General features: G+C 62.9%; 16 protein-coding genes. 7 read left to right on the top strand and 9 right to left on the bottom strand.

Annotated features, from left to right (window positions below; all coding sequences use genetic code 11):
• Positions 1-4: 4 nt before the first annotated feature.
• Genes pgl through ACR0NB_RS04060 form a run of 4 tightly spaced genes read right to left on the bottom strand, consistent with a single transcriptional unit; the run spans position 5 to position 2,690 of the window.
• Positions 5-676, bottom strand: a complete 672-nt coding sequence (gene pgl, locus ACR0NB_RS04075) for a 6-phosphogluconolactonase (RefSeq protein WP_170363374.1) — start codon at positions 674-676, stop codon at positions 5-7.
• On the bottom strand, positions 673-2,127 hold the full coding sequence (gene zwf, locus ACR0NB_RS04070) for a glucose-6-phosphate dehydrogenase (RefSeq protein WP_480775006.1): 1,455 nt from the start codon (positions 2,125-2,127) through the stop codon (positions 673-675). Before zwf ends, pgl begins: the two co-directional genes overlap by 4 nt.
• A gap of 9 nt (positions 2,128-2,136) precedes the next feature.
• A complete protein-coding gene (locus tag ACR0NB_RS04065; protein ID WP_170390274.1) occupies positions 2,137-2,361 on the bottom strand; it encodes a hypothetical protein in 225 nt (74 codons plus the stop codon).
• 59 nt (positions 2,362-2,420) lie between these two features.
• Positions 2,421-2,690: an usg protein gene (locus tag ACR0NB_RS04060; protein ID WP_093962206.1), complete on the bottom strand. Its 270-nt coding sequence runs from the start codon at positions 2,688-2,690 to the stop codon at positions 2,421-2,423.
• A 224-nt stretch (positions 2,691-2,914) separates the two neighbouring features.
• Here ACR0NB_RS04060 and gyrA point away from each other — a divergent pair, with 224 nt between their 5' ends.
• The 3 genes from gyrA (at position 2,915) to ACR0NB_RS04045 (ending at position 6,984) form a co-directional block, all read left to right on the top strand.
• Positions 2,915-5,617: a DNA gyrase subunit A gene (gyrA, locus tag ACR0NB_RS04055; protein ID WP_170529428.1), complete on the top strand. Its 2,703-nt coding sequence runs from the start codon at positions 2,915-2,917 to the stop codon at positions 5,615-5,617.
• Between the two features lie 138 nt (positions 5,618-5,755).
• Positions 5,756-6,481 carry an ArsR/SmtB family transcription factor gene (locus tag ACR0NB_RS04050; protein ID WP_480775005.1) on the top strand — a complete coding sequence of 242 codons (726 nt, stop codon included), beginning with the start codon at positions 5,756-5,758 and terminating at the stop codon, positions 6,479-6,481.
• Positions 6,482-6,537: 56 nt separating this feature from the next.
• On the top strand, positions 6,538-6,984 hold the full coding sequence (locus tag ACR0NB_RS04045; protein WP_170359049.1) for a YqfO family protein: 447 nt from the start codon (positions 6,538-6,540) through the stop codon (positions 6,982-6,984).
• 38 nt (positions 6,985-7,022) lie between these two features.
• Here ACR0NB_RS04045 and ACR0NB_RS04040 read toward each other — a convergent pair whose 3' ends face one another.
• Genes ACR0NB_RS04040 through ACR0NB_RS04030 form a run of 3 tightly spaced genes read right to left on the bottom strand, consistent with a single transcriptional unit; the run spans position 7,023 to position 10,446 of the window.
• A complete protein-coding gene (locus tag ACR0NB_RS04040) occupies positions 7,023-8,492 on the bottom strand; it encodes a carboxypeptidase M32 (protein WP_170439086.1) in 1,470 nt (489 codons plus the stop codon).
• A 4-nt stretch (positions 8,493-8,496) separates the two neighbouring features.
• Positions 8,497-9,642 carry a heme A synthase gene (gene ctaA, locus ACR0NB_RS04035; protein WP_480775004.1) on the bottom strand — a complete coding sequence of 382 codons (1,146 nt, stop codon included), beginning with the start codon at positions 9,640-9,642 and terminating at the stop codon, positions 8,497-8,499.
• 60 nt (positions 9,643-9,702) lie between these two features.
• Positions 9,703-10,446, bottom strand: coding sequence for an RNA methyltransferase (locus ACR0NB_RS04030; protein WP_480775003.1), 744 nt, complete (start codon positions 10,444-10,446; stop codon positions 9,703-9,705).
• Between the two features lie 162 nt (positions 10,447-10,608).
• Between ACR0NB_RS04030 and ACR0NB_RS04025 the strand changes: the two genes are divergently transcribed.
• Positions 10,609-11,238, top strand: coding sequence for a thiamine phosphate synthase (locus ACR0NB_RS04025; protein ID WP_480775002.1), 630 nt, complete (start codon positions 10,609-10,611; stop codon positions 11,236-11,238).
• Here ACR0NB_RS04025 and ACR0NB_RS04020 read toward each other — a convergent pair.
• The gene (locus tag ACR0NB_RS04020; RefSeq protein WP_480775001.1) at positions 11,235-12,371 is read right to left on the bottom strand and encodes a HupE/UreJ family protein; all 1,137 of its coding nucleotides are present in this window, start codon (positions 12,369-12,371) and stop codon (positions 11,235-11,237) included. The genes ACR0NB_RS04025 and ACR0NB_RS04020 overlap by 4 nt on opposite strands.
• A 143-nt stretch (positions 12,372-12,514) precedes the next feature.
• Here ACR0NB_RS04020 and ACR0NB_RS04015 point away from each other — a divergent pair, with 143 nt between their 5' ends.
• From ACR0NB_RS04015 to ACR0NB_RS04005, 3 genes are all read left to right on the top strand, one after another.
• Entirely contained in the window at positions 12,515-13,408 is an 894-nt protein-coding gene (locus ACR0NB_RS04015; protein ID WP_093962215.1) for a PfkB family carbohydrate kinase, read from the top strand.
• Positions 13,405-14,319: a pseudouridine-5'-phosphate glycosidase gene (locus ACR0NB_RS04010; protein ID WP_480775000.1), complete on the top strand. Its 915-nt coding sequence runs from the start codon at positions 13,405-13,407 to the stop codon at positions 14,317-14,319. Before ACR0NB_RS04015 ends, ACR0NB_RS04010 begins: the two co-directional genes overlap by 4 nt.
• A 70-nt stretch (positions 14,320-14,389) precedes the next feature.
• A complete protein-coding gene (locus ACR0NB_RS04005; RefSeq protein WP_480774999.1) occupies positions 14,390-15,067 on the top strand; it encodes a DUF502 domain-containing protein in 678 nt (225 codons plus the stop codon).
• Here ACR0NB_RS04005 and ACR0NB_RS04000 read toward each other — a convergent pair whose 3' ends face one another.
• Positions 15,068-16,096: a patatin-like phospholipase family protein gene (locus tag ACR0NB_RS04000; RefSeq protein ID WP_480774998.1), complete on the bottom strand. Its 1,029-nt coding sequence runs from the start codon at positions 16,094-16,096 to the stop codon at positions 15,068-15,070.
• Between the last annotated feature and the right edge of the window lie 27 nt (positions 16,097-16,123).

Raw genomic sequence — 16,123 nt, 5'->3', positions numbered from 1 at the left:
GAGATCAATCCGCCCAGTGTACCGTCATTCCATCCAAGACTGCCGCAATTGGCGCCTCCTCGGGCGGCAGGCTCATGGCACGCTCAAGCGCTGCGCGCTTTTTTTCACCATAGATGACCAGGTGTTTGGACAGGGCCCCATCCAGAACCGGACCCGTCAGAGTGATGCGCGTCTCGGGCTGTGTCTGGGGCCGAGCAACGGCCAATGCCGGTGCGTTGCTTGCCAATGCCTGCGCCAGCCCCTCCATCCCCGGAAACAACGAGGCCGTATGCATGTCGTCGCCCATTCCAAGAACCAGCACCGCCAACGGGCGCAGCGGCTCGATCAGAGCTTCGATTTGGGGCAGAACCTCTTCGGGCGCCTTGCCGGGAATATAGAGCGGGACATAGTCCGCCGCCGCCGCCCGGTTGGTCAGAAGACGGTCGCGGATCAAGCGTTCGTTCGACCGGTCACTGTCTGCCGGGACGCAGCGTTCGTCGGTGGGCAGCACACGGACACGCTCCCACTCAAGATCCGCGGCGCACAGGCTGTCGAAGATCGGTCCGGGCGTGGTGCCGCCGGGAACTGCAAAAGCCACGACATCGTTGTGCAGCAGTGCGGCCTCCAACTCTCCGGCCAGAACGTTGGCAACATCAATGGCCAGCATGTCCCTGTCGGCATATTCCTGAATCTTCATGGCTTGATCCCTTGCCAATGGCGACCGTCGCGTTTCATCAGCAGTTCGGCGTCGCCGGGACCGGTACTGCCGCTGTCATAGGGTTTTGGCACGTCGCCGCGTGCCTGCCACCCCGCAATGATCGGGTCGGTCCAGGCCCAAGCGGCCTCGACCTCGTCTCCGCGCATGAACAGGGTTTGATTGCCCCGGATCACGTCCATCACCAAACGCTCATAAGCATCCGGCGCTTCCTGGTTTTCGGGCCCGAGCGCTTCGGCAAAACTCATATCCAACGGGACGTCGATCAAACGCATTCCGCCCTGCCCCGGCTCTTTGATCGTGACTTTCAGCGTTATGCCTTCGTTCGGCTGCAGCCGGATCGACAGCGTGTTGGCATGCCGCCCGGCCTCGGCCCCGAAGATCGAATGCGGCGCATCCTTGAAGATGACGTTGATCACCGAGGACCGCGCCACCAGCCGCTTGCCGGTGCGCAAGTAAAACGGAGTCCCCGCCCACCGCCAATTACTGACATGCGCCCGCAGCGCCACATAACTTTCGGTGGTCGAGCGCGGATTGCCCACCGCTTCGCGGTAGCCCGGCCCGTCGGGACCACCCGAATACTGCCCACGCACGATGTGGTGCGGCTGCACCGGGTCCAGCGCGCGGATTACCTTGAGCTTTTCATCGCGCACGGCGTCCGAATCGAACTTGGCAGGCGGCTCCATCGCGATCAGGCACAGAAGCTGCATCAGGTGGTTTTGCACCATGTCGCGCATTGCCCCAGCGCGCTCGTAATACTCTTCGCGACCATCCACGCCGACGGTCTCGGCGACGGTGATCTGGATATGGTCGACATACTGACTGTTCCACAGCGGCTCGAACAGCATGTTGCCGAACCGGACTGCCATCAGGTTCTGGACGGTTTCCTTGCCCAGATAATGATCGATCCGGTAGATTTGGTTTTCGCTGAAATACGAGGCCAGCGTGGCATTCAATGCCCGCGCGCTGTCCAGATCGTGACCGAATGGTTTTTCGACGACGATCCTCGTCTGCTCGTTAGCCAGACCGTGTTGGCGGATTTTCTCCGCCAACGGGGCGAACAATCCGGGTCCGACCGAGAAATAGAAGGCGTGGATCCGCGAATCCGTCAACAGACCTGAAAGGTTTTCCCACCCATCATCAGAGCTTGCATCCAGCCGCAGATACTGCAGCAGGTTCAGGAACCCATCAAGGTTGCCGGGATCTGCCGCTTGACGAGGTGCGTGCTGGGCCAGCGACTCGGCCACGATCGCACGATAGCCCGCCTGATCATGTGCGGACCTTGCTGCGGCGATTATCCGAACATCGTCATTCCACTGTCCCGCGCAATAACGGCGAAACAAGGCAGGCAAAATCTTGCGCTGCGCCAGATCCCCGGTGCCACCAAAAATGACCAGATCAAATGGGTCGACGGGTATAACGCGAGAAACCATGAGCCGTCCTTAACGCGCCATCGCCGGCATGTCCAATGTTAGCGCAATCATATCCTGGACTTTCTCTGGTTTTCCAATCTGTACCAATCGTGTGCGCCGCACCGGACCGCCACCGAAACGCACAAGAATATTCAACCGCTCAACGCGTCCGCCGTCAACGGATTGCCAAGATCTGGTTGTGTTCAGAAATTGTGAGAGTGAGTAACCTGCGCCGAAACGCAGGTCGGCATTCATTCGATGATCCATTGGCCGGATCAAGGCGCATTGGCCTTGAGCGCAACCTAGCCGAAACGCTAGTTCAGCCGGTATTCTCCGACGACGTTCCGCCATTCTCCGGGTGCGATCATCTTGCGGTGGGTAAAGCGCACCGAATGCAGCGGACCCTCGATTTCGCGCTGCCAGAACTCGATGAAATTGAACAGCTTGGGATGATCCGGCGCCAAGTCGTAATCCTGCCAGATGAACGTGTTCAGAACATGGATGTAATCCGGCATGCGATAGAAGATTTCAGCCGTTGTCAGGCCATACCCCTTCAGCATCAATTCGGTTTCGTTTTTCTCCATTCAGACCTCCAGATTTCCTCAAAGGTCCCTTCAGGGTAACATGATTCCTTTTCAATCCGTATTAAAACAATGTGTTACCCGAAAAACACCGCGGTTTCAGGCCACTTCCGGGTTGCTTGCTTGCACCCTATGTGCCGGGTCTGATAAGATGCATCCACAAGATATAGACCCAGCACAAAAAACGGGCAGTTTACGTGAGCGATACGCCAGAAATCCCCGAAAACATGGATGAAACCCCGCCCGAGCGCCCGGTTTACGATGGCCCGACGGTATCCATCGAATCCGAGATGCGGACGTCCTATCTGGACTATGCGATGTCGGTCATCGTGTCGCGTGCGATCCCCGATCTGCGCGACGGCTTGAAACCGGTGCATCGGCGCATCCTCTATGCGATGCACGAGACCGGGAACACCCACGACAAAGCTTACCGCAAATCGGCCCGTCCCGTGGGCGACGTCATGGGTAAGTACCACCCGCACGGTGACAGCGCGATCTATGACGCGCTGGTGCGGATGGCGCAGGATTTCTCGATGTCGCTGCCGCTGCTGGATGGTCAGGGCAACTTCGGCTCGATGGACGGCGACAACCCGGCGGCCATGCGCTACACCGAGGTCCGCATGGACAAGCCCGCCGCCGCTCTGCTGGCGGATATCGAGAAAGAGACGGTCGATTTCCAGGACAACTACGACGGCAAGGACAAGGAACCCACCGTCCTGCCCGCGCGGTTCCCGAACATGCTGGTCAACGGAGCCGGCGGTATTGCGGTGGGCATGGCGACGAACATCCCGCCGCACAACCTGGGCGAAGTGGTCGACGCGACTCTGGCACTGATCGAAGACCCGGACCTGACCAGCGAACAGCTGATCGAATACATCCCCGGCCCCGATTTCCCCACGGGCGGCGTGATGCTGGGCCGGTCCGGCGCGCGCAAGGCCTATCTGGAGGGCCGCGGCAGCGTCATCATCCGCGCCAAGACCCGTGTCGAGGAAGTGCGCAAGGACCGCTATGCCATCATCGTGGACGAGATCCCCTATCAGGTGAACAAGGCCTCGATGATTGAGAAGATCGCCGAAGCCGTGCGCGAAAAGCGCATCGAAGGCGTCAGCCACGTTCAGGACGAATCCGACCGCAACGGCGTGCGGGTGGTGGTCGAGCTGAAGCGCGACGCAACGCCCGAGGTGGTGCTGAACCAACTGTACCGGTTCACGCCGATGCAGACCTCGTTCGGGTGCAACATGTTGGCGCTGAATGGCGGCCGCCCCGAGCAGCTGACCCTGCGCCGGTTCCTGACCAGCTTCATCGACTTCCGCGAAGATGTCGTTGCCCGCCGCACTGCATACGACCTGCGCAAGGCACGGGAACGCAGCCATATCCTGTGCGGCCTGGCCGTGGCGGTCTCGAACGTGGACGAGGTCGTTGCCACGATCCGGTCTTCGGCCGACGCGGCAGAGGCGCGCGAAAAGCTGATGACCCGCCGCTGGCCCGCAGCCGAGATCGAGAGCTATCTACGGCTGATCGACGATCCGCTGTCCAAGATGAATGACGACGGCACCTACAACCTGACCGAGGTTCAGGCCCGCGCGATCCTTGATCTGCGCCTGCAACGCCTGACCCAGATTGGTGTCAAAGAGGTCACGGACGAGCTGGAAGACCTGGCCGCCAAGATCAAGGAATACCTGGACATTCTGTCCTCGCGCGAGCGCATCATGAGCATCATCGCCGACGAGTTGCGCGAGGTTCGAGAGCAGTTCGCAGTGCCGCGCCGCACTGAAATCGTCGACTGGTCCGGCGATATGGAAGATGAGGACCTGATCGAACGCGAGGACATGGTCGTGACCGTGACCTCGGGCGGCTACATCAAGCGTACACCGCTGGCCGACTTCCGCGCGCAGAAGCGCGGCGGCAAGGGCCTGTCAGGGATGCAGACCAAGGAAGAGGACGTCGTCACCAATCTGTTCGTGGCAAACACGCATACGCAACTGCTGTTCTTCACCACCGATGGGATGGTCTACAAGCTCAAGACATGGCGCCTGCCCCAATCGGGGCGCACCGGCAAGGGCAAGGCCATCGTCAACATCCTGCCGATTCCCACCGGTGTTTCGATTGCGGCGATCATGCCGGTCGATGTGCCGGATGAAGAGTGGGAAAACCTTCAGATCGTCTTCGCCACCAGCGCCGGCGACGTGCGCCGCAACGCGCTGAGCGATTTCACCAACGTCAAGCGCAACGGCAAGATCGCGATGGATCTGCCCGAGGGTGTGGAACTGGTCAACGCGCGCATCTGTTCCGAAGATGACGACGTTATGCTGGTCACCAACTCCGGCCGGGCGATCCGCTTCCCGACCACTGCCGTGCGCGTGTTCAAGGGCCGCAAGTCGACCGGTGTGCGCGGCATCAAACTGACGAATGGCGATCGGGTCGTCTCGATGTCCGTCATTCGCCACTTCGAGGCCACGGCAGACGAGCGCGCCGCCTACCTGAAGATGCGCCGCCTGATGGCCGGCGTCACCGAAGAAACCGAAGCCGACGAAGACGAAGGCAACGCAGACAGCATCCTGCCTCAGGAGCGCTATGCCGAGATGTCTGCGGCGGAAAACCTGATCCTGACCATCACTGCCGGCGGGTCGGGCAAGCTCAGCTCGTCGCATGACTACCCGGTGCGCGGCCGCGGTGGAATGGGCGTGATGGCGATGGACAAAGCGATGCGGGGCGGCCCGCTGGTGGCCTCATTCCCCGTCGAAATCGACGACCAGATCATGCTGGCCACGTCCAAGGGGCAGTCGATCCGGGTTCCGGTCGACGGTATCTCGTTCCGGTCCCGCAGTGCGGGCGGGGTCAAGGTGTTCAACACCGGCAAAGGCGAGGAAGTCGTCAGCGTCGCCTGGATCGCAGACCAGGGTGACGAGGAAGACGATAGCGAAACGTAAGGATGGCCGCCGCTGATCGGCGGCCCTCATTTCAACGACGACGGAGCGGCTCTGCAACAGCAGCCGCTCCTTTTCGTTTCGGCGGATGTCGAAGCTTTCTTTCTGGGGTCAAGCCGGGCTTTGCGATAGGCTCATCCAATGAGACCCGAACCCAGACTGGACATCATCGGCGCCGCCCTCGCCGACCCAACCCGCGCACGCATCCTGTGCGAACTGATGGACGGGCGGGCATTCACCAACAAAGAGTTGTCCTGCGCAGCCAACATAACGCCACCAACTGCGACCTCCCATCTCAAGCAGTTGGAGCGGGCCGGCCTGACCACTTCGATACGCAGCGGCAGGCACGTTTATCACCAGATCGCAAACGCACAGGTCGCATCGGTTTTGGAAAAGCTGTCGACGCTAACGCCCAGCGATCATGTCCGGCGAGCCGCGAAACGGGACTCGGGCGTCCTGTTGGCCCGTTGCTGCTATAACCATCTTGCCGGGCGTCTCGGTGTGTGGATCACGGACAACCTGCTGGATACGGGCGTTCTGCAACTGGCACATGGGGCTCTGGCGCCGGGTCCGCGATATCACGCGTTTCTGACCGATCTCGACTTGGACCCACCGCGGGTCAGCGCCCATCGGCCGGTCGCCAAATTCTGTCTGGATTGGACGGAGCGCCGCCATCATATTTCAGGTCCCTTGGGAATCGCGATTCTGGAAAAAGCTCTGAAAGAAAAATGGTTGACGCGCCAAAGGTCCAGCCGCTCCCTGACCATCACGCCGGACGGCAAGACCGCTCTGGCTCGTCATTTCGGCATGTCGGACGCGGCGCTTGATTGCCTCGGGCCGTCAGTTCGGTCGATGGCGAAGCGATAAGTCACACTTGAGGTGCAAACCCGGCCATTCTGACGTTGCTTGGTTAGGAGACTGGAATGACGCAAAAACCACAGGATACCGAACGGTATCTGACAGACGAAGGTTGGCGCGTGATCGTTCAGGTTCCCGAGGACCGCGCGCAGGCGGTGATTGATGCTGTTCTGGCCGAAGCCAACCTGGTTTACGGCGATTATGATCACGTCACCTTCCGGTCGACGCCCGGAACTCAGAGCTTTCGGTCACTCGGGACCGGACGCAATGCCGTCACCTGCGACACGGTCGATGTTCCCTGCGTCGAAGTCTCGTTCTTTCTGGATGTGTCGGACGGCGTGCGTTCGAAGGTGCTGCGCGCAATCTACGCGGCCCATCCCTATGAAGAACCGGTGATCTTTCTGCACCCGTGTTTTCGAACGCTGCACATCCGCGGGCAGGACGAAAACAACCCGAACCGGTTCTGGAACCGGCCACTGGAAGACTGGGTGCCTGATGCACACCGCGGCTAGATGACCCCTATCATACCCATAGCGGTCATCTTTCGAGGTCAAAGGCCGTAGAGCGTGCCGAATTTGTCTTCGAGATAAGCCAACAGCGGCTCGGGTCCGGGTTCCATGCCGCTGGCGCGGCGGATAACATCGCGTGGGGCATACAGACCGCCATGCTGCTGAACATGCTCGCGCAGCCATCCGGTTGCCGCGGAGGTATCGCCCTGCGCCAGTTGATCATCCAGACCTGGAACTGCCGCCCGCAGAGCCTGATACAGACAGCCTGCGTACACATTGCCCAGCGAATAGGTCGGGAAGTAGCCAAACAGGCCGACCGACCAATGCACGTCCTGCAGGCACCCGTTCGACGGCTTGTCGACCGCATAGCCGAAATCGGCATGGAAGCGGTCGTTCCACGCGGCCTCGAGGTCCTGCACCTGCAGATCGCCCGACATAAGTGCGCGTTCCAGATCGAACCGCAGCATGACGTGCAGATTGTACTGAACTTCGTCCGCTTCGGTGCGGATGTATCCGTTGTGCACCCGGTTGACGGCGGCATAGAAGGCATCTTCATCCGCTATGCCGAAATCACCGAAGGTGCCCGTCATCTGCCGGAACAGCCAGCCCGTGAAGGCACGCGAGCGGCCCAGTTGATTTTCGTAGATGCGGCTCTGACTTTCATGGACGCCCATCGAAACGCCCTCACCCAGCGGTGTCAGAGCGTAAGCCGGATCGATGCCCTGCTCATAGCAGGCGTGCCCGACCTCATGGATGGTCGAATAGAAACAGTTGAACGGGTCGGTTTCGCTGGTCCGCGTCGTGATCCGCACGTCATCCCCGCTGCCCGAGCTGAACGGGTGCACCGCCTTGTCCACCCGACCGCGGTTCAGGTCGTACCCGAAAGACACGGCCAGCTTTTGCGTCAGCTTCATCTGCGCAGCTTCGTCGAACGTGCCGGTCACCCCCGCCGGGGACGGCCGGTCCAGCACAGCCGCGCGCAGCGCAACCAGGCGTGGGCGCATGGCATCAAAGATCGCACCAATCTGGGCAGCGGTCGTGTAGGGCTCGTAATCCTCGACCAGTGCGTCATAGACATCGCCGCCTTGCGCCAGAGCCGCCCCTTCCTCGCGCCGCAGCGCCACAACTTCCTCCAGAACCGGAAGAAACGCGGCAACATCCTCGTCGGCGCGGGCCTGTGCCCACTTGCCCTGCGCGGCCGATGTCACGCGGGCGATGGCGGTGGCCAGATCAGCGGGCACCTTGACCGTGCGCTCGAATGTGCGACGGATTTCGCGCAGTTGCGCCTGACCAACCTCGGTGTCGGCATGGGCGTTTTCCAGCCACTCGGCCACGCGCGGATCCGAGCGGCGCGCATGCAGGACGGCTTCGATCGCGGCCATCTCCTCGGCGCGCTGGTTGGCGGCCCCGCGCGGCATGACGGTCTCCTGGTCCCAGCCCAGGCGCCCGGCGATCTGTGCCAGTGCCGAGGTTTCGCGCTGAAAGGCCATCAGGTCATTGAATGCAGTCATTGGGTCAAGCTCCGCGCAGCGAGGTTGCGATGGGATAAGCGGTCAGGAACCGGGCGCGCAGGATCAAGGTCCAGACGACCACGGCCATGAACTGGTGGAAGATGGCGATCTGCCAGGGCGCGCCATAGACCACGGTGAGGATGCCCACGACCACCTGCAGCGACAGCGCCGCGAACATGGCGTTGAAAGCGAACCGGGTCTGCGGGTGGGCGCTGCTGCTGCCGCGCCGCCAGACGAAGATGCCGAAGGCGAACAGCACATAGCCCACGCAGCGGTGGATGAACTGCACCAGTCCCGGACTTTCGAAGAAATTGCGCCACAGCGGTTCAAGCGCGGTGGCGTCCGGCGGCAGCAGTTGCCCGCCGATCAACGGCCAGTCGGTATAGGACCGGCCGGCGTCGATGCCCGCCACCAATGCGCCGATCAGGATCTGCAGAAAGGCAAAGTGCAGCAGCCCGGTCGACAGCGAGAACAGCCGCGCCTCTTTGGCGCGGCGGGCTTGCATCAGGTCGCGTTCCTCGCGCCCCAGCATGAAGATGTACCAGGCCAGAAAGCCGAGGATCACGAACGCGAGGCCAAGATGGGTAGCCAGACGATAACTGGCAACTGCGGTCATCCCCTCGTCCTGCGTCACGCCCGAAGCCACCATCCACCAACCGACGGCACCCTGAACGCCGCCCAGCAGTCCGGGGATCGCAAGGCGCCCGGTCCAGCCTGCGGGGATCTTGCGCAGCACCAGAAAGCCAAAGAAGCCAAGCGCCCAGACAAGACCGATCACGCGGCCCAGTTGCCGGTGACCCCATTCCCACCAGTAGATGGTCTTGAAGTCATCCAGCTCCATCCACTGGTTCATGATCCGCCACTGGTCGATCTGTTTGTACTTGTCGAACTCGGCCTGCCAGTCCGCCTCGGACATCGGCGGGATCGCCCCGGTGACCGGGCGCCATTCGGTGATCGACAGGCCGCTGTCGGTCAGGCGGGTCAGCCCGCCCACCGCGATCATCACGACGACAAGCGCGAACAGGATCATCAGCCAGATACGGATGGCCTTGCGTGCGCCACCCCGGCCGCGGTCGATCATGCCGGGCTGGACCGTTTCCTGCTTTTGTTCACCCGAGACTTCTTCGAAGATGCTGCGCTTGCCGCTCATGCCGTCCTCATGTCCTTGATTTTCCCGCAAGCTAGGGCCAGTGCCCGGGAAGGTCCAGCCTCAGCCCTTGTCCTTCCAGCGGACCATCTGACGCATGATCCCGTGCAGCATCTGCACATCGGCCCGCGTCATGCGCATGCGCGACCACAGGTTGCGCAGGTTCACCTTCATCCCTTCGGCCTTTTCCGGCGGGTAGAAGAACCCGGCCTCCTCCAGCCGCTGTTCGTAGTGTTCTACCAGTTTCTCGACCTCGATGCCGGTGGCCCAGTCGCCTTTGCCCAGATCGGTGGCCTCGTGCACCACGTCGCCGGTCTGGCGCATCCACTCATAGGCGGTCAGCAACACGCACTGCCCCAGGTTCAGCGAGGCGTATTCGGGGTTCACCGGCACTGAGATGATCGCATTGGCCTTGGCGATGTCTTCATTCTCCAACCCGGCCCGCTCGGGCCCGAACAGCACGGCCACTTTTTCGCCCGCCGCCACTTTTTGGGCCGCGATCTGCATGGCGCGTTCGGGGCTGTAGACGGGTTTGGTCAGGCCACGCTGACGGGCGGTGGTGGCGAAAACGTATGTGCGGTCGCCCAACGCGCCGGCCAGATCGTCGAACAACTGCGCCTCGTCCAGCAGCCGCCCGGCACCACTCGACATGGCCACGGCCTTGGGGTTGGGCCAGCCGTCGCGCGGGGCGACGATGCGCATACGGTCCAGACCGAAATTCCACATCGCCCGCGCCGCGGCGCCGATGTTTTCGCCCATCTGCGGGCGGACAAGCACGAATGAGGGCTGGGGTCTGTCGATGGGCATTCTGATCTCCGAAAGTTGCGCCTGCCATACTGCCGCCGCTGGCACAGGGCAAGCCCGGCCGCCCTGCCCGATTGCAAATCACGCGGTCTGCGGGCAATAAAGTTTGCTTCGCCGCCGCAATCGGCTAAACCGCGCCAAAGACCAACCGCGAAGGATCCGCCAATGGACACCCCCGAGCAGCCTCAGATCTATCTGATCACCCCGCCGACCATGGACCCGGCCACCTTTCCCGACCGGTTGGCCCGCGTTCTGGACGGGACCGAGATCGCCTGCATCCGGCTGGCGCTGGCCGGCAGCGACGAGGACGCCATCGCCCGCGCGGCCGACGCCTGCCGCGAGGTGGCCCATGCGCGCGACGTGGCGCTGGTGATCTCGAACCATGTCCTGCTGGCGCAACGGCTGGGGCTGGACGGGGTGCATCTGGACGATGCTGCCCGCTCGGTCCGGGCCGCGCGCAAAGAGCTGGGGGCGGATGCTATCGTGGGCAGTTTCTGCGGAACCTCGCGCCATGATGGGATGAACGCGGGCGAAGCCGGGGCTGACTATGTGGCCTTTGGGCCCGTGGGGGACGTGTCCTTGGGTAAAGGAATCCGCGCCGAGCGCGATCTGTTCCAATGGTGGTCCGAGATGATCGAGGTTCCGGTTGTCGCCGAAGGCGGCCTGACACCCGAACTGGTTGCCGAACTGGCTGAATGTACCGACTTCTTCGGTATCGGAGACGAGATCTGGGCCGCAGAGGACCCGCTAAGCGCCCTGAACACGCTGATCGCGCCGATGAATACCGGCGGTTAGGACATAACCGCCCAGTACAGACCCAAGCCCGCCAACAACAGCGAGGCTACTGTGGAAATACGGCCGCGCAGCCTGGGCGAATCCGGCAAGAGCACGGTCAGGGTGGCGAGGATCAGGATCGCGACTCCGCTCAGCGCCAACAGGATGCCAGCGGCAAAACCCAGCACCGCCGGCGCGACATGGTGCGGCGGCACACCAAGGCGCGACGATGCTTCTGACAGTGTCAGGCCAAGGACTGCACCGGCCGCCAAAAGGAACAGCACGCGCCAGACCCCCAACCGGTCGGTGACGAGGTTCCAAAGCGCCAACAAGGCGATGGCAGCCGGCACGACCGGCCACGGCAGGAACGGCCTCGCACTCAACACGTCGAACATCCCAAGCGGCAGCGTCACCAGAACGCCCAGCCCCAGCGCGGCAAGTTGAACAAGGACCGGGCGCAACTTCAGTGACAAGAAAACCAGCACCGAGGCCAGCGCCAGAAGCTGTGCCCCCGCGCCCGCGACATGCAGCAGCCCGGCCCGGAAAAAAGCCTCGGCCGCTTGCTGCGCCCCCAGCCCGGCCCCGCCTGCCAAGGGAATGCGAGGACTGACCTCGCCGCCGCTCAGAAACCCGGTATAAGGCGCCTCGACCCCTTGCTGGCGCAAGACCACGGGGCCGATTCCTTCAGGCCAGGTCAGGCGCAGACTGCTTGCATCGGGTGGCAGAGGACCGGCCAACAGCACTCGGGAAATCCGCGGCACGTCCGGGTTGCCGACCACTGGAATACTTGCGCCTTCATAGGACAATGCAACCGGCCCGTTCACGTCGATCTGCAAGGATTGCTTCCAATCCGTTACAAAATCGTGGACGTGTTCCTCAAGCTCGGACGAGACAAGCCGGCGCAGCTGTGCGTAACGCGCGCTCCCGCCGTCGCCGCCCTGCGCGACTTCTTGCGGATCGAACCCGGCCAGAACGGCCTCGGCGTTCATGGCGATTTCGACCAGAAGCCGACCGTCCCGAACCTGAAAGTCAACGATTGTCCGTCCGCTCTGTTGCGCCCATGCTGGCATTGCCAAAAAAATACATGCCAGCAATGGCGCAATGATCCAGGCGCGAAACCGCAGGAAGGTCAGCAAACGGATATTGAGACCCATCCGAAAATATCCAAAAGAACCAAAAAACACTGGGTCCGAGTGTTTCGTCCTTCCAAACAATTGGCAAGCCAAATCGCCGACGTGGACCCAGCCCGGGCAGCTTCCGGCTTGCGCGCGCCCTGCACCTGCGGCATGACGAGGAAATGACTCAGAACAGCGATATCCTGTGTATCGGGTCCGTCCTGTGGGACGTGATCGGACGATCCGCCAGCCACATGCGGCAAGGGTCGGACGTGCCCGGCCGTATCACGCGCCTGCCCGGTGGCGTGGCGATGAACATCGCCATGACGCTTGTGCGCTTTGGCATGACCCCGACCCTGCTAACCGCCATCGGCAGCGACCCCGAAGGCGACGAGCTGGTCCATGCGTGCAAACGGCTGGGTATGGACACGACACATGTCTACCGCTCGCAGGACCTGCCCACCGACCGTTACATGGCGGTCGAAGGCGCAAACGGCCTGATCGCCGCCATCGCCGATGCCCATTCGCTCGAGGCCGCCGGTGCCAAGATCCTGCGCCCGCTGATCCATGGCCCGCTGGGCTATGAAAACACCCCGTTCGAAGGCCAGATCGCGCTGGACGGCAACCTGACGCTGGACCTTCTGGAAGAAATCGCCGTCAGCCCGGCCTTCGCCCGTGCCGACCTGCGCGTGGCCCCGGCTTCGCCCGGCAAGGCCGAACGGCTGTCGCCCTTCCTCAAGCACGGCCGGGCCACGCTGTACGTGAACCTCGAAGAAGCCGGGCTGCTGTGCCAGCGCGAGTTCGCCGATTCCGAAACCGCCGCCCGCGCTCTGCTGGACCGGGGCGCGCTGCGTGCGCTTGTTACCGACGGGGGCAACTCGGCCACCGTGGCCAGTGCCCAAGCGGTGATCACCCAGAAACCCCCGTCGGTTCTGGTCACGCGCGTGACCGGCGCAGGCGACACCTTCATGGCGGCGCATATCGCCGCCGAAGCCAATGGCGCCAGCATCGACGAGGCTCTGACCCGCGCCCTGCATGCCGCCGCAACCTATGTATCCGGAGAGACCCCCCTGTGATCGACATCCAGTATTCCGCCGAAGTGCGCGCGGCCAAGAACGACGGAACCCCCATCGTTGCCCTGGAAAGCACCATCATCACCCACGGCATGCCCTACCCGCAGAACATCGAGGTGGCGGCCCAGGTCGAGCAGGACATCCGCGACGCGGGCGCCGTTCCGGCCACCATCGCGGTGATCGACGGCCGGCTGCATGTCGGGCTGGAACCCGATCAACTGAAGGATCTGGGACAGGCGCAGGGTGTGGCCAAGATCTCGCGCGCGGACATGGCCGCCTGCATCGCATCGGGCGGGACCGGGGCCACCACCGTTGCCGCCACGATGATCGCGGCCCATTTCGCGGGGATCGAGGTCTTTGCCACCGGCGGCATCGGCGGGGTGCATCGCGGCGCGGAAACCAGCTTTGACATCTCGGCCGACCTGCACGAACTGGCGCAGACGCCGGTCACGGTCGTGGCTGCCGGGGCCAAGGCCATCCTCGATCTGGCCAAAACGCTCGAAGTGCTTGAGACGCTGGGCGTGCCGGTCATCGCCCATGGGCAGGATGAATTCCCGGCCTTCTGGTCGGCCAAGTCGCCCTTTGCCGCGCCCCTGCGGATGGATACGGCCGAGCAGATCGCCAAGGCCCATGCGACGCGTCGCGCGCTGGGTCTGCCCGGCGGGCAGCTGGTGGCCAATCCGATCCCGCTGGCCGATCAGATCCCGTCCGAGGAACTGGACCCGATCATCGCCTCGGCCCAGCAGGACGCCGAAGCGCATCGCATCACCGGCAAAGCCGTCACGCCCTATCTTCTGCAGCGCATTTACGAGCGGACCGAAGGCAGGTCCCTGATCGCCAACATCGCGCTGGTGCGCAACAATGCGCGCCTGGCGGCTGGTATCGCCAAGGCTTTGAAGGCTCAGGCTGACTGAACGTCAAACGGACCTATTGTACCAAGGCGCCGGACTGATTAACTAGTCCGGCAAACCGCTCGGAACCGCGATGAACACACCGTTTGATGAAGAACCCCACCGCCGCCCCGGCCTGCTGTCGCGGCTACGCGCGTCGTTTCTGACGGGTATCGTCGTCATCGCACCGGTCTGGCTGACGCTGTGGCTGATCCTGTCGGTGGTTGGCTGGATCGACAGCGCGGTCCTGCCCCTGATCCCACACCAGTTCCGCCCCGAGCAATATGTTGGCATCAACCTGCGCGGCGTGGGCGTGCTGTTCTTCCTGATCTTCACGGTTCTGGTCGGCTGGATCGCCAAAGGTATCCTGGGCCGGTCACTGATCCATTTTGCCGAAAGCCTGGTCAACCGGATGCCCGTCGTCCGGTCGATCTATTCCGGGATCAAGCAGATCTCGGAAACCGTCTTTGCCCAGACCGAGCGGTCGTTCGAGAAGGCCTGCTTGGTGCAGTATCCCCGCCGGGGCATCTGGGCCATCGGCTTCGTCTCGACCGAGGCCAAAGGCGAAATCAACAAACGCGCCGAAACCGGCGGCGGTCTGCTGAGCGTGTTCATCCCAACCACGCCGAACCCAACCTCGGGTTTTCTGCTGTTCTTCCCCGAGGAAGACGTGATCCTGCTGGACATGTCGATCGAGGATGCCGCCAAGCTGGTGATCTCGGCGGGGCTGGTCTATCCGAACCAGACAGACCCAACCCAGCCGCCCGAGTGATCAGCCGAACATCGCGGGCAGATCAACGGTGCTGCGCACTCCCAGATCGGGCTTGTGATCGGCCAGAAACCGGCCGGCCGCGGCCCGTCCGGCCTGTTTCAGGCTGTGCAGAACCACCGGGTTGGGCACCGTCTTGGTCGCCACCGACAGGCTGTTCATCAGAGAGTCATCGGCGATCATGTGCACGAAGACCCGGCTCATCTCGCCCGCCTTCAATTTGCCCTCGGCCAGCAGGCGCTGCACGAAGTTGATCGCCCGCAATTCGCGCAGAAGGGACGAATTGAAGCTGATCTCGTTGATCCGGTTCTGAATCTGCTGCGGGGTCTTGGGAACCTCGTCGCGCTCCAGCGGGTTGATGTTCACGATCACCACATCCTCGGGCAGGCCCGCGTTGAACAGCGGAAACAGCGCCGGGTTGCCGGTATAGCCGCCATCCCAATAGGCTTCGGTCCGGTCGGTTTCGGGGTCGTGGATTTCAACCGCCTGGAACAGGTTCGGCAGGCAGGCCGAGGCGAGAATCGCGTCAGTCGTCACCTCATCGCCCGTGAACACCCGGATCTTGCCGCTACGCACGCAGGTGGCGCAAACGAACAGGCGCGGCCCCTGATCGGCGCAGACCTCGCCAAAGTCAAAGGCCTTGACCACCGGGGCCAGCGGATTTCGGTAGAACGGCCCATAGGCATAGGGCGACACCATCCGCGACCAGGTATCGGCCACCGAGAAAGGCAGGGAATACTCCATCGCCTGCGCGATCTGGGCGGGTTCCATCCCGGCCAGCCAGTTGGCGATGCGCATGTCGCCCACCGCTCCCATCCTCTCCCACAGGGCGTTCAGGGTCTCGCGCGCGCCATCGCGACCGGCATGCACCATGCCGGCCTTGAACGCGGCTCCGTTCAGCGCCCCGGCCGAGGTTCCGGTGATTGCCGCAACCTCGATGTCTTCGTCGTCCAGCAGACGGTCCAAAACGCCCCAGGTAAAGGCGCCATGCGCGCCGCCGCCCTGCAGGGCAAGATTGATGCGCTTTACCATAGCGGCCAGCCCCGGCGCGCGCCGCGG

The sequence above is a fragment of the Ruegeria sp. CG3 genome (assembly GCF_056537205.1).
The sequence above is the reverse complement of the archived record's forward strand: the minus strand, read 5'-3'. Positions and strand labels throughout refer to the sequence as shown.